Annotated in this window: 12 protein-coding genes and 1 tRNA gene; 10 read left to right on the forward strand and 3 right to left on the reverse strand. The window is 61.5% G+C overall.

The window, feature by feature from the left end; genetic code table 11:
• The first annotated feature begins 272 nt into the window (after positions 1–272).
• The 5 genes from GVL52_RS16320 to GVL52_RS16340 all read left to right on the forward strand — a co-directional run bounded on the left by GVL52_RS16320 (position 273) and on the right by GVL52_RS16340 (position 3,273).
• Positions 273–349: transfer RNA gene (locus GVL52_RS16320), tRNA-Met, on the forward strand.
• A gap of 130 nt (positions 350–479) precedes the next feature.
• Positions 480–1,124, forward strand: a complete 645-nt coding sequence (locus tag GVL52_RS16325) for an alpha/beta family hydrolase (protein WP_160008966.1) — start codon at positions 480–482, stop codon at positions 1,122–1,124.
• Between the two features lie 136 nt (positions 1,125–1,260).
• Positions 1,261–2,190: a glycine betaine ABC transporter substrate-binding protein gene (locus GVL52_RS16330; protein ID WP_280179110.1), complete on the forward strand. Its 930-nt coding sequence runs from the start codon at positions 1,261–1,263 to the stop codon at positions 2,188–2,190.
• Positions 2,191–2,267: 77 nt separating this feature from the next.
• On the forward strand, positions 2,268–2,903 hold the full coding sequence (locus GVL52_RS16335) for a L,D-transpeptidase (protein WP_160008968.1): 636 nt from the start codon (positions 2,268–2,270) through the stop codon (positions 2,901–2,903).
• 109 nt (positions 2,904–3,012) lie between these two features.
• The gene (locus GVL52_RS16340) at positions 3,013–3,273 is read left to right on the forward strand and encodes a hypothetical protein (RefSeq protein WP_200847846.1); all 261 of its coding nucleotides are present in this window, start codon (positions 3,013–3,015) and stop codon (positions 3,271–3,273) included.
• Between the two features lie 309 nt (positions 3,274–3,582).
• On the opposite strand, the gene GVL52_RS16345 is transcribed toward GVL52_RS16340, so the two are convergent.
• Together GVL52_RS16345 and GVL52_RS16350 are read right to left on the reverse strand one after the other, a co-directional pair.
• Positions 3,583–5,826, reverse strand: a complete 2,244-nt coding sequence (locus tag GVL52_RS16345) for a glycoside hydrolase family 2 protein (RefSeq protein ID WP_160008970.1) — start codon at positions 5,824–5,826, stop codon at positions 3,583–3,585.
• 152 nt (positions 5,827–5,978) lie between these two features.
• On the reverse strand, positions 5,979–6,890 hold the full coding sequence (locus GVL52_RS16350; RefSeq protein ID WP_160008972.1) for an SMP-30/gluconolactonase/LRE family protein: 912 nt from the start codon (positions 6,888–6,890) through the stop codon (positions 5,979–5,981).
• Positions 6,891–7,154: 264 nt separating this feature from the next.
• Here GVL52_RS16350 and GVL52_RS16355 point away from each other — a divergent pair, with 264 nt between their 5' ends.
• Entirely contained in the window at positions 7,155–8,375 is a 1,221-nt protein-coding gene (locus GVL52_RS16355; RefSeq protein ID WP_160008974.1) for an adenylate/guanylate cyclase domain-containing protein, read from the forward strand.
• Here GVL52_RS16355 and GVL52_RS16360 read toward each other — a convergent pair whose 3' ends face one another.
• Complete coding sequence (locus tag GVL52_RS16360; protein WP_160009341.1) at positions 8,376–9,158, reverse strand: SDR family NAD(P)-dependent oxidoreductase; 783 nt, start codon at positions 9,156–9,158, stop codon at positions 8,376–8,378.
• 699 nt (positions 9,159–9,857) lie between these two features.
• On the opposite strand from GVL52_RS16360, the gene GVL52_RS16370 reads away from it, so the two are divergent.
• The 4 genes from GVL52_RS16370 (at position 9,858) to GVL52_RS16385 (ending at position 12,873) form a co-directional block, all read left to right on the forward strand.
• The gene (locus tag GVL52_RS16370; RefSeq protein ID WP_160008975.1) at positions 9,858–10,289 is read left to right on the forward strand and encodes an OsmC family protein; all 432 of its coding nucleotides are present in this window, start codon (positions 9,858–9,860) and stop codon (positions 10,287–10,289) included.
• A 194-nt stretch (positions 10,290–10,483) separates the two neighbouring features.
• Positions 10,484–10,972, forward strand: coding sequence for a hypothetical protein (locus GVL52_RS16375; protein WP_160008977.1), 489 nt, complete (start codon positions 10,484–10,486; stop codon positions 10,970–10,972).
• Positions 10,973–11,071: 99 nt separating this feature from the next.
• Positions 11,072–11,680, forward strand: a complete 609-nt coding sequence (locus GVL52_RS16380) for a TetR family transcriptional regulator (protein ID WP_160008979.1) — start codon at positions 11,072–11,074, stop codon at positions 11,678–11,680.
• A 56-nt stretch (positions 11,681–11,736) separates the two neighbouring features.
• The gene (locus GVL52_RS16385; protein WP_160008981.1) at positions 11,737–12,873 is read left to right on the forward strand and encodes an efflux RND transporter periplasmic adaptor subunit; all 1,137 of its coding nucleotides are present in this window, start codon (positions 11,737–11,739) and stop codon (positions 12,871–12,873) included.
• Positions 12,874–12,882: the final 9 nt, after the last annotated feature.

Genomic DNA, 12,882 nt, shown 5'->3' on the forward strand with positions numbered 1-12,882 from the left:
CTTAAGACGCGGGAGAGTCGGTCGCTGCCAGGTCTGCGAAACGCAACAAATCTTCTCTAAACGAATTCTTCGGCCCAGCCGATACCAAAGGGCCGCCCAAAAGCGGTCCTTTCGTGTTATAAAGGGCAAGCGCAGAATACCAAGCGGCGCGCGGATCCAAGCCTGTGCGCCCCTTACACGAGACAAATCGCCTTCGGCAATTTGCTCGGGCAGAAATCCGTCAACGCAAAGCGTTGACGTAGCCGCGACAACTCCTTCGGAGTTGCGCTGGACGCGGGGTGGAGCAGCCCGGTAGCTCGTCAGGCTCATAACCTGAAGGCCGCAGGTTCAAATCCTGCCCCCGCAACCAAACGTTCGTAAGATCATACCAGATTCGAAACCAAAGCAGCCCGCGTGGAGAAATCCACCGGGCCGTTTCGCGTTTCGGATAAGTCAGCCCTGGGGTCGCCGCACACGTGCAATTCGGCTATCACTGCCTGATGAGTGATCGCTTTCTTTTCTCCGGCCCAGTTGATGCGGCCGTTACAATTCTTCTCGCGCATGGTGCCGGCGGCGCCATGGATTCGCCTGGAATGGAGCGGTTTTCCGAGGCGCTGGCTGCAGCCGGTGTGCGCGTCGCCCGGTTCGAATTCGGTTACATGGCCGAGCGCAGGCGATCGGGAAGGCGGGCGCCGCCGCCGAAAGCGGAGATGTTGATCCCGGACTATCTAGCGGCTGTCCGCGCGCTGGTTGCCAGCGGTCCGCTGGTCATCGGCGGCAAGTCGATGGGTGGCCGTATTGCCAGCATGGTCGCGGACGATCTTTATCGCACCGGTGACATTGCCGGGCTGCTATGCCTTGGCTATCCGTTTCATCCGATAGGCAAGCCCGAACTGTTGCGGACAGCGCACCTCGAAACGCTTCGAGCGCCGACGCTGATCTGTCAGGGGACGCGCGATCCGTTCGGCAGCCGCGAGGACGTTATTGGCTATGAGCTCTCCGACCAGATCGAGATCTTTTGGCTTGAGGATGGCGATCACGACCTGAGGCCGCGCAAGGGGGTATCGGGTTTCTCGATGGGCGATCATCTGGCGGCGATGGCGTCGCGGGTGGCGGCCTGGAGTTCGGCCCTTTGTCGTTTATAGTTCGGCGCTAAAACAATCCTCGCTTGACTAAGTCTGCCTGCTTCTGCATCTTCGCGTTGAAATATCCGCATGCGATCCGATCAGTGCCTGCCAAGGGGGGAACATTGTGAGATACTGTGCCGGTTCAGGCGTTTTCATTGCCTTTCTGTCTTCTGTCGTGCTCTCCGCCGTGCCTGCCAGGGCCGACGACCTGAGGATTGCCATGCCGAACTGGCCCTCGGGGCAGGCGACGGCCTATATTCTCAAGGTTGCGATCGAAAAGGAATTCGGCCAGCCTTCGCTTGTCGAGGAGATCGGCACGCTGAATGCCTTTGCCGGGCTGGAGAAGGGCACGGTCGATATCCATCCGGAGGTCTGGCAGCCCAATCTCGACGACGTCATCAAGAAGTTCGTGACCGACAAGGGCGTGGTGACGCTGGCCAAGCCCACGGTTCCTGCGTGGCAGGGAATTTGCGCGACGCCGGCTGCAGCCGAAAAGGGGCTGAAGACGATCGCCGATCTCAGCGAGCCTGAAAAGACCAAGCTCCTCGATACCGATGGCGACGGCAAGGGCGAGATGTGGATCGGCGCGCCGGCCTGGTCATCGACCGGGATCGAGCGGGTGCGGGCCAATAGCTACGGTTATGCCAAGACGATGACGCTGGTTGAGGCCGAGGAAGAGGTGGCGATGGCCGGCATCGATGCGGCAGTGGCCACCGACCAGCCCGTGGTGTTTGCCTGCTATGCGCCGCACTTCGTCTTCGACCTGCACAAGATCGTGCGTTTGAGCGAGCCGCCACATGACGCGGCCAAGTGGTCGCTGGTCAGCGCCATCGATCCGATGTGGATCAAGAAATCGAAGGCGTCGACGGCTTGGGATGCAGCGAATTTCCGCATCGCCTATGCGACGGCTTTCGGCAAGAAACACCCCGATATTGCAGCCTTTCTCGACAAGGTCGACCTGACACCGGATGAGGCGACGGCGATGAGCTATGCGCTGGAGGTGGAGCGGCAGGCGCCGCTTGGCTATGCCAAGGCTTGGGTGGAGAAAAATGCTGCACGGGTCGATGGGTGGGCGAAACCATGAGAACGCGATTGGCTGGCTTCATGAATTCAGGTTGGTCTTGTGCGGCGAGGCGGTCGCCTGGGGTTCGCGGCGTCGCAATGGTTGCGCTTGCGGCTGCGACCTGGCTGGGGCCTCTCGTGGCGCTGGCGCAAACGCAGATCTATGATGCGAAGACGCGGAGCTGGGTGGATTACGACAACAAGAAGGCCCGGCAATATTACGCGCGCAACAAGCAGTCTCCGGAGGCATTTCGCCGGCAGATGGTGACCTTCCGCACGGCCGAACCGCCGGGCACGATCATCATCGACGGCAACCAGCATTTCCTCTATCTGGTGCAACCGGGCGGGCAGGCGATCCGCTACGGCATCGGCGTCGGCCGCGACGGGTTCGGCTGGGCGGGGATCGTCCGGGTCGGTCGGACGGCGGAATGGCCGACATGGACGCCGCCGGCCGAGATGGTGGCGCGTGATGCGAATGCGGCGAAATGGGCGGCCGGCATGCCCGGCGGGCCGGACAATCCGCTCGGTGCCCGGGCGCTTTATCTCTATGCCGGCGACCAGGATACGATCTATCGCATCCATGGCACGGCCGAGCCCTGGACCATCGGCCTCGATGTCTCGTCCGGTTGCATCCGGCTCAACAATGACGATGTCACGGATCTGCATTCGCGGGTGCAGATCGGCGCCAAGGTGATCGTGCTGATGCAGGGTGCGGCGCTCTACAAGGGTATTTGACGGAACATACCGGCATCGGCCGGAGGGGATCAGCAACGTCCGGAGGGTGGGCCAGGTGTCGAGAAGCGATGTGAAATGGGGCGGTCGGTTTGTCACTGCTTTGGCCGGCATGTTGGCTCTGGGTGCCTGCACCCCGGCGCCGCCACCGCCGGAATCGATGGCACGGACGACGCTGATGACGGCGCCGGCCGATCTGCAACTGCTGTGCGCGAATGCCACGGCCAGTGCTGCCGGCGGCGCCAAGGTTCTGCCGACCGGGTCGCGGCTACAGCCTGATGGCACGTTCGTCGTCGATCTCGACGCCGGCGGGCGCAAGTTCTCCTGTATCGTCGACAACAATGGCACGGTGCGCTCGGTAACGCCGGTGTGAGGTCGCGAGATTGCCTTACGTTGGTAAGGCGGCGATTGCGCAGGATCAGCGCGTGAGTTGGCTCGAGCCTGGGTCTCCACTTCCCTCATGTCTGTGCGCGTCACGGACATCGAGCCGCGGCGCGTCTGCGCCGTGGGAAGGGTCTCTTGCATTCAGCGACGTGAATGGGCTGTGATCTCCACCATAAGGGTGGGAGAGGATGGGGTGTGGCCTATAGCTTAGCCGGGGCGCGTGGAGGCTCACGAGTTCATTTCCCGTTGCCTCATGATCAATCTGGCAAATGCTTGCCAGGTCGATCGGCAAGGCCGCTTAGACCGCGGCGAGGGTGACGGTGACCGGCGCGAAGCGGGCGCAGGTCGCTTCCAGTCTGATATCGCCGGTGAGCCCTGTGGTCTCGATCCAGAAGCCGGCCGTCCCGCCCTGCAGCGGGATGGACGTCGGGCCGATGATCTTTGCCGGGCCTGATATGCTGACGGTGATGGTCTCGTTCAGGAATGGCAGCCGCTGGCCTGCTTGATCGAGGGCGCGCAGGATGACGCGGGTGGTGTCGCGGTCGCGGGCTTTCAGGCGGATGGCGTCCGGCACCATTTCGAGGGTGGTCGGCAGCGGATCGGCGACCATCGTCAGATGCGCCACCGGCGCGCCGCCGACATAGCCGGTAAAGCTGCCGTCGATCCATTTCAGCCCCCAGGTGCCGAGTTCGTCGGCGGTAAAGTGGCGGTGGTCGAAAACCACGGGCGGATGCGGCAGATGCGGGAAGTTCTCGTAATCGGGGCCGACGCGCTTGGTGATCGAGCCGTAGGTGAGTTCCACCTCGTCGCAATTGGTCAGCACGATCAACGGTAGAACGCCGCCGATGTTGCGCTCGCCGCGGGCCCAGAAGGTCACCGGCTTCATGACGATCTCGTCAGACGGTTCGCACTGGCTGGCATATGCGTAAGCCGCAAATTTCGGTTCGCGGAACATGTCCATGACGCCGTGGTAGCAGATGCGGTCGCCGGAGCCGAAATCCTTGTGGGTGTTGTAGTCGAACATGCACCAGCCGATGGCGCCCGAGATGTCGCGATCGCCATAGGCGGCGTTCAGGACTTCGAGGTGGCGGCGGACATGTTCTGCCTGCCGGGCTTCCTGATCGTAGATTTTGGTCGGATACATGTGACCGCCGAATTCGGTGATCATGTAAGGCACTTTGTACGAAAGCCCGGTGCTTTCCTGCTGCGGGCGAAGGGCCGTGCGCGGGCGGTTGGCGCCCGGCAGTTCCTCGTTGCCGAGGATGAAGTCGTTCATGGTGTAGACGTCTTCGAGCAGTTCACTATCGGTGATGTAGCGGACGCCGCCGGTCTGGCGGGTCGGGTCGAGCGCGCGGGCAAGCCGGTTGGTCTCGGCATAGAAGGTATGGTTGTCCTGGGATTCGTTGATGCGCACGCCCCAGATGACGATCGACGGTTGGTTCCAGTCGCGTTCGATCATGCGGCGCACGTTGCGGATGGATTCGTGCTGCCATTCCTGATCGCCGATATGCTGCCAGCCGGGAATTTCCTCGAACACCAGCAGACCGATGCGGTCACAGCGATCAAGGAACCACTTCGATTGCGGATAGTGCGAAGTGCGGACCATGTTGCACTTCAGCACGGATTTCATGATGTCGGCGTCGCGCTCCTGGGCGGAGCGGCCGGCGGCATAGCCGACATAGGGAAAGGACTGGTGGCGGTTGAGGCCGCGCAGTTTCAGCGGCTTGCCATTGAGCAGGAAGCCCTCGGGGGTAAACTCGGCGGTGCGGAAGCCGAATTGCGTGGTTACCTTGTCGGCGCCGTGGCTGGTCCTCAGCTCGACGGTGATCTGGTAGAGTTCCGGGTTGACGAGATCCCAGAGTGCTATGCCCTTGAGGCCGGTGAAAGCGAGCGTGACATCGTCGCCGGTCGTCTCGGCCGAGGTCGTCGCCAGCACGTTGCCATCGATATCGGCGAGCGAAGCGGTGAGGGTGCCGAGGAATTCTACGCCCTGCGGATTAGCAAGATCGACGCGAACCGACGCGGCCTTTTCCTCCGAGAGGACATCCGATGTTTCGATCTTGAGGTTCTCGATCGAGACCTGATCGGTGACTTTCAGCCAGACCTCGCGATAGATGCCGGCATAGGTGAGATAGTCGATAGCGCCGCCGAATGGTGGGATGGCGGGGTTTTCGCTGCCGTCGATGGTGACCGTGATGAGGTTGTCGCCGCGCAGCAGCCCATCGCTGAGGCGGGCCTCGAATGGCGTATAGCCATCCTTGTGGGCGATGATTTCCACGCCGTTCAGATAGACGACGGCGTCCGCCATGGCGGCATCGAAGACCAGCGAAACTTCGCGGCCGTCGAATTCCGGCATCCAGCGCAACAGTTTCTGATAGGTGAAGGCGCGCTGATAGCTGGTCTCGTCGAAATAATTGAACGGCAGTTCGACCGCAGTGTGCGGCAGGCTGACGATGGTGCGGCCGTCGAAGGATGTCAGCAGATGCTGACCGTCGCCGTGATGGAAAGCCCAGGATTCATTGTAGGGAACGATGGAACGCATATCAGGCTCTCGCAGCAAGGACGGCATTTGGGGTGGAAGTGCCTTTGCAGGCGCGTGAAATATCGAGCATCATCTGTCCTTTTTGAATGCTGGCGCGCTTGTAACCGCTGGGCTCGAAGCGAGCCGCCTGCGCGTGCTTCGTCAGCTTTTCCTTACGGGTACTGGGCGCCGTTGGTGGCTGTGTAAATGGCGTAGACCGATTGGGTTGCAGTTATGAACAGGCGGTTCTTCTTCTGCCCGCCGAAGGTGAGGTTGGAAACCGTCTGCGGCACCTTGATCTTGCCGAGCAAGGTTCCATCCGGCGCAAAGCAATGAATGCCATCGCCAGCGCTGCTCCAGAGATTGCCTGCCACATCGAAGCGGAAGCCATCGGGGCCGCCGGTATCGATCGAGCAGAAGTAGCGGCTATTCGTCAGCTTGCGGTCATCGATGACATCGAGCACGCGGATGTGCCGGGGAACCTCATGGTTGGCGGAGCCTGAATCGGCGATGTAGAGCTGCTTTTCATCCGGTGAGAAGGCGAGGCCGTTCGGCTGGATGAAATCGGTGGCAACGGCTTCGATCTCGCCTGTTCCGGCATCGATGCGATAGACGTTGCGGGTTTCCTGCTCGGGCTCGGCCCTGTGGCCTTCATAATCCGACAGGATGCCGTAGGTCGGGTCGGTGAACCAGATCGAACCGTCCGAGCGGACGACGACGTCGTTCGGCGAGTTGAGACGCTTGCCCTTGTAGCTGTCGGCGAGAACGGTGATGCGGCCGTCCGGCTCTGTGCGGGTGACGCGGCGGCCACCATGTTCGCAGGAGACCAGCCGGCCCTTACGGTCGCGGGTGTTGCCATTGACGTAGCTGGAGGGGGAGCGGAACACGGAGGTGCCGCCATCGGGCACCCAGCGCATGATCCGCTCGTTGGGAATATCGCTCCAGAGCAGGCAGTTGAGATCGGAAAACCAGACCGGACCTTCGGCCCAGCGGCATCCGGAATAAAGCTCTTCGAGCTTGGCGCTGCCGGCGATCAGGCTGTGAAAACGGTCATCACGGATTTCGTAAAGCGCATCTTGCGACACAGGCTGCTCCTCCCAAAGCGATTTGATCTCCTTCGTAAACGTAAACGGTGGAGCGTGCCATAGCGTGATCCGGCAAAAGGAACGGGCCACGGTGTTTTTTCAAGGCCGCGCTTCGAGCGACGACAAGCGGCGGCGAGCGATCGTCGCGGTCGCGGCAAGGGAGATCACCACACCCTAAAATATGCCGGTTGCAGGGTGAGCTTTCTCGTTCCTTTGCCCACGAAATCGCGATAAAGCTGTCTGATCGAAAATGGGTAATTTGGCATGGAATACAGCGATATCGGCACGGTCGCGTCATGGCTGACGGAGCAGGGGCTGAAGGGGGCGACGGAGTCTCAACTGCTGAACGGTTTCTGCGAGACATGTCGAAGTCTCGGCCTGCCGCTCGATCGCGGCCTGGCGCTGATGGATACGCTGCACCCGGTGCATGAGGGGCGCGCCTTTCGTTGGGATAGCCAGGAAGAGGTGGAAGGGGAATTTGCCTACGGCCCGACCGGGGGAGAAGGGAATTCGCTGGCGAGCTGGCAGACATCCGCCTTCTACTACCTCTGGGCCGGCACCGAGAACGAGGTTCGCCGGCGTCTCGGCTTTGGCGACCCCACCGACTTTGCGATGCTGGAAAAGATGCAGACCGATGGGCATACCGATTTCATCGCCATGGTGCACCGTTTTGCCAAAGAGGGCACGATCGGCGAGATGGACTGCTTCTTCTCGCATTTCACCACGCGGCATGCCGAAGGCTTTAGCGATCATCACCTGATGATCCTGCGCAAGCTGGTGCCGGTGCTGGCGCTGGCGATCAAGTGCATCGCGCTCGGCCGTATCGCCCGCACGATTGCCGAGGTCTATCTCGGCGAGGATGCGGCGCGGCAGGTGCTGGAGGGCAAGATCAGCCGCGGCAAATCCGAGCGGATTTCCGCGGTGCTGTGGTTCTCGGATCTGGTCAACTACACGAAGATCTCAGACAGCGCCCCGCCGGAAGAAATCCTGCCGATGCTGAATGCCTATAGCGATCTCGTCATCACGGCGGTGCATGAGGCCGGCGGCAATGTGTTGAAGCTGATCGGCGACGGCGTGCTGGCGATCTTCAAGGCGGATGCGCCATCGGATGCCTGTTCGGCAGCGCTGAAGGCCGAGCGGCTCCTGCACGAAAGATTGGTGACGCTGAACGACGAACGGGCGTTCGAGGAGCGACCGATCACCGATGTCTATATCGGCCTGCATATCGGCGATGTGTTCTACGGCAATATCGGCAGCCAGGAGCGGCTCGATTTCACCGTGATCGGACCTGCGGTCAACGAGGTCAGCCGGATTGCCTCGCTCTGCCGGTCTGTCGATTTCAACGTGCTGATGTCGTCGGATTTCGCTGCGGCCGTTCCGCAGGAGGAACGGGACGCGCTTGCCTGCATCGGGCGCTATGCGCTGCGTGGCGTTCAGCGTCCGCAGCAGCTGTACACGCTCGATACGGCGGGCATGATCCGCTGATCAGCGCAGCAATCCCTGGCCGCCGTCGATCCAGATCGGCGTGCCGGTGATGTGGCGGGCCCGGTTGGTTGCGAGGAACAGGATCGCTTCGGCGACATCGCTGCTGTCGCCAGCCTCACCACCGGAAATCGGAATCTCTCCTTCCGGCCAGACGACCGGGATCTCGGTTTTGTCTGTGCGCCTGGATGCGGTGTTGTCGCTGATGCTGGTATCGATGGCGCCCGGGCAGACGGCGTTGACACGAATGCGGTGCCTGCCCAGTTCCAGCGCCAGTTGCTGGACCATCGCCAGTTGGCCGGCCTTGGTTGCCGCATAGGCCGTGGCGCCCGGCGTCGTGAAGGTGCGGGTGCCGTTGATCGAGGAGACCACGACGATCGAGCCGCCACCGGCCGCCTTCAGATGCGGCACCGTCAGATGCAGGGTGAGGTAGGTGCCGCGCAGGTTGACGGCCATGGTCTTGTCCCATTCCTCAGGCTGCAAATCATCGATCGGGGCCCAGACGCCGTTGATCCCGGCATTGGCGACGACGATGTCGAGACCGCCGAAAGCGGTCACCAGTGCCCCGATAGCCCTGCGCATCGCCGTTTCATCGCTGGTGTCTGCCGTCAGCGCGATGGCTTCACCACCGGCTGCGGCAATCTCGTCGCGGGTCTTTGAGACCTCGCTTTCGGTGCGGCTGAGCACGGCGACTTTCGCACCCTCTGACGCGAGAGCCAGCGCTGTTGCCTTGCCGATGCCGGAACCGGCGCCGGTGACCAATGCGATTTTGCCGTCCAGTTCCATGACCTCATCTCCTTTGCGCGCGTCAACAGGGCAATGGGCGAACAGGGTCTTGGTTCCGATCAAATTACTCCACGACATCCGTCCCGCGGGTCGGCGGCGCGCCGATGTCGCCTTCGGTTCCGGGGCCGTGTGGCTGCGCGGGGTTGTGCGAATGCGTCGATCGATCGGCGGTCGTCGGTCGTCGGTCGTCGGGCCGACATGGCCGTTCGGGCCGTAGAAGGCAAGGTGCAGGCCCCAATAGCCCGACACGAAGAGTGTCAACGCGCCGACAAGGCCGACGAAGGCGTCGCGCGGTAGGCCGAAGGGCTTTTCGACCACCAGCGGATAGAGACCCATTCGGGATAGGCAAACTTATCGAGGCTCGACCACATCAAGGCGATGGCGAGGCCCCTCTATCGATGTTGCCGCAAAAGAAAAGAGGGGCTGCGACCGTTCTCGTCTTCCTCACTTGTCAGAACCGGCCCATCAGTTTTAGAGGCTGCGATCGCCATGGCCCCGGACCGGGTTGCGCCAGCGATGCCCCGTGCCGGCGCGTTCGATGACGTAGGCTTCTGCGAAGACGATCAAATTTTACAAGACTGTCGCCTTCCTGATCTAGAGGATTATATCCAGGGATGGAGGGGTGGATTGCGCCTCTTGACCGAACGGCGTGGCAGGCTTGCCGCGCATCGAAGATCATCAACCCAACAGGAGAACGGCATGCAGATCAATCGCACAGGTTCCGCACAGTGGTCGGGCGGCATCAAGGATGGCAAGGGCCAGATCTCGACGCAAAGCGGCGCGCTCAAATCCTACCCCTACGGCTTTGCCAGCCGCTTCGAAGGACTTCCGGGCACCAATCCCGAAGAGCTGATCGGCGCCGCCCATGCCGGCTGCTTCACCATGGCGCTGTCGCTCATTCTCGGCGAGGCAGGCTTTACCGCCACCAGCATGGAGACCACGGCGAAGGTGACGCTTGAAAGCGTCGAGGGCGGCTTTGCGATCAGCGCCATCCTGCTGACGCTGCGCGGCAGCATTCCCGATTGCGACGAGAAAACCTTCATCGAGCTGGCGGGCAAGGCCAAGGCCGGTTGCCCGGTTTCCAAGGCGCTTGCCGCCGTTCCGATCACGCTCGACGCCCAGCTCGTCTGATCGATCGCTGGTTGCATGATTTGATGCCGCGGCCTAGGTGCCGCGGCATTTCCGTTTTTACAGTAATTTCAGATTTCGCTTTCTTTTCGCGAGATTGCGCTGCAGCATCCCGGCTGCAGGTCCTGTCTTTCGTCCTGCTTTTATCCCGTATTCATGCTCATTTTTTTAACCTGCCTTATCGAGGGAGTTAAACCATGTCGGGAATAGCAGCTCTTACCCTGTTTCATGTCATTATCAGCCTGATCGCCATTGTTGCCGGCGTCGTGCTTGCCCGTGGATTTATCGGCGGACAGCGCAATGACCGGTGGACGTCGATCTTCATGCTGACGACGGCGGTGACCGTGCTTACCGGGTTCGTCTTCCCCTATCACGGCTTTACGCCGGGGATCGGGGTCGGCATCGTCTGCGTGCTTGTGTTCATACCAACGTACTTGGCCCGCTATCGCTTTCAGATGGCCGGTATCTGGCGTCCCGTCTTCATCGTCGGTGCGCTGGCGCTGTTCTATTTCAACTGTCTTGTCTTCGTGGTGCAGTCGTTCCAGAAAATTCCGCCTCTGAATGCACTGGCGCCAACCGGTGCCGAGCCGGTCGTCGGCATCGTTCAGGCGATTGTCTTCGTTGCGTTTCTGATCGTCGGCTTTTTCAGCGTCCGGCGGTTCCGGCCGATGGTGGCGGGTTTCTGAGCATTCCTGCCGCGGTGCACAGATTGACTTCAGGTGCCTGATGTTTTACGACTGACGAAATTCAAAAATCGTCAGTCGTAATTCAGGTCGATAAAACTCATGAACGACATCGCCGAAAATGCCCTTGAAGCCACGCGACAGGAGAATGTGACCCGCATTCTCGACGCCGCCGAGCGGCTGTTTCGCCACTACGGTTATTCGAAGACGACCGTTGCCGACATTGCCCGCGACCTCGGCATGTCGCCGGCCAACGTCTACCGTTTCTTTTCCTCCAAGATCGAGATCCACCAGGCGATCTGCGACCGGATGCTGACGGCCAGCTATCAGCAGGCCTATGATACCTGCCATCTGCCGATCAGCGCTGCAGAGCGGCTCAGCCTTTTCGTGCGCGAGCAGTACAAGATGACGGTCGAGACCATGCTGGACCAGGAGAAGGTGCACGAGATGGTCGTCGTTGCCATCGAGCGCGATTGGCACGTCATCGAAAAACACGTCGATTGCATTCACGATCTGCTGGCAGAGGTCATCCGCGAGGGCATCGCTGCCGGCGAATTCTTCGACCAGGACCCGGCTGCCGCATCGCGCTGCTTCGGCGCTGCGACCGTGACGCTCTGCCACCCGATCATGGTGGCCCAATGCCTTGCCAAGACCAACCGCGCGACGGTGGACGAACTGATCGATTTCTCGATCAGGGCACTGAAGAAATAACCCGACGGCCGTTCCGTCGTACCCATCACCACACAAACATACCGGGAGTGCGAAAGATGATTTCGCTGAAGACAGTCAAGTTGCCGTCCGTTGTCACTTTTGCGCTGCTTGGCGCGGTTTCGCTCGCCGTTTCCGGCTGCAGCGATGAGAAGAAGGCCGAGACAAAAGAGATTTTGCGGCCGGTGAAGGTGGTGGAAATCGCCAAGGCGGGCGATACCCGTTCGCTGAATTATTCCGGTGCCGTCAAGGCCCGGGTCGAGACCAACCTCGGCTTCCGGGTTGCCGGCAAGATCACCGAGCGGCGCGTCAATATCGGCGACCGGGTGCATCCCGGCGATCTGATCGCCCGCATCGATGCCACCGATTACGAGCTGGCGACGAAGACCGCCGAGGCCAATCTGGCCGCTGCCGAAAAGGGTGTCGGCACCGCCGATCTGGCCAACAAGCGCGCCCAGCAGTTGTTCGACAAGAGCGTCACGGCCAAATCGCAGATGGAGCAGGCGTCGCTGAGCTACGATCAGGCGGTGTCCACCCGCGACGCGGCTGCGTCCTCGCTCGACCAGGCGAAGAACCAGGTGAGCTACGCAGACCTGAAGACGGACCAGAGCGGCATCGTCACCGCCATCAGCGCCGATGCCGGCACGGTCGTTGCCGCCGGTACGCCGGTTGCAACGGTTGCGCTCGACGGCGAGAAGGAAGTGCTGATTGCGGTGCCGGAAAACGACATCGCCGAATTCAAGCCGGGCAAGACGGTCAAGGCCAGCTTCTGGTCCTCAGCCAAGCTGGTGCTCGACGGCAAGGTGCGCGAAGTGTCCGGCAGTGCCGATGCGCAGTCGCGCACCTTTGCGGTTCGCGTCAGCCTGCCGAACGACGACCGGGTGCTGCTCGGCATGACGGCGACCATCGAGGCCGATGTCAGCAATGCCAATACCCATGTCGCCATTCCGCTGGCAGCGCTGGCCGAGAAGGATGGCAAGAAGATCGTCTGGGTTGTCGATCGCGATGCCGCCACGGTGCATGCGCGCGACATCACGGTCGTCGATTTCACCGGTGATGGCGTCAATGTTTCCGACGGTCTGAAGACCGGGGATCTCGTCGTTGCCGCGGGCACGCAGTTCATGACCGAAAATCTCAAGGTCAAGCTGCCGGGCCAGCAGTCGGCATCCGCCGAAACCGGCGACGTCGTTCGCTAAGCGGCCAGG

Source organism: Rhizobium sp. 18055 (assembly GCF_902706285.1).
In the GTDB taxonomy this organism is placed as follows: domain Bacteria; phylum Pseudomonadota; class Alphaproteobacteria; order Rhizobiales; family Rhizobiaceae; genus Rhizobium.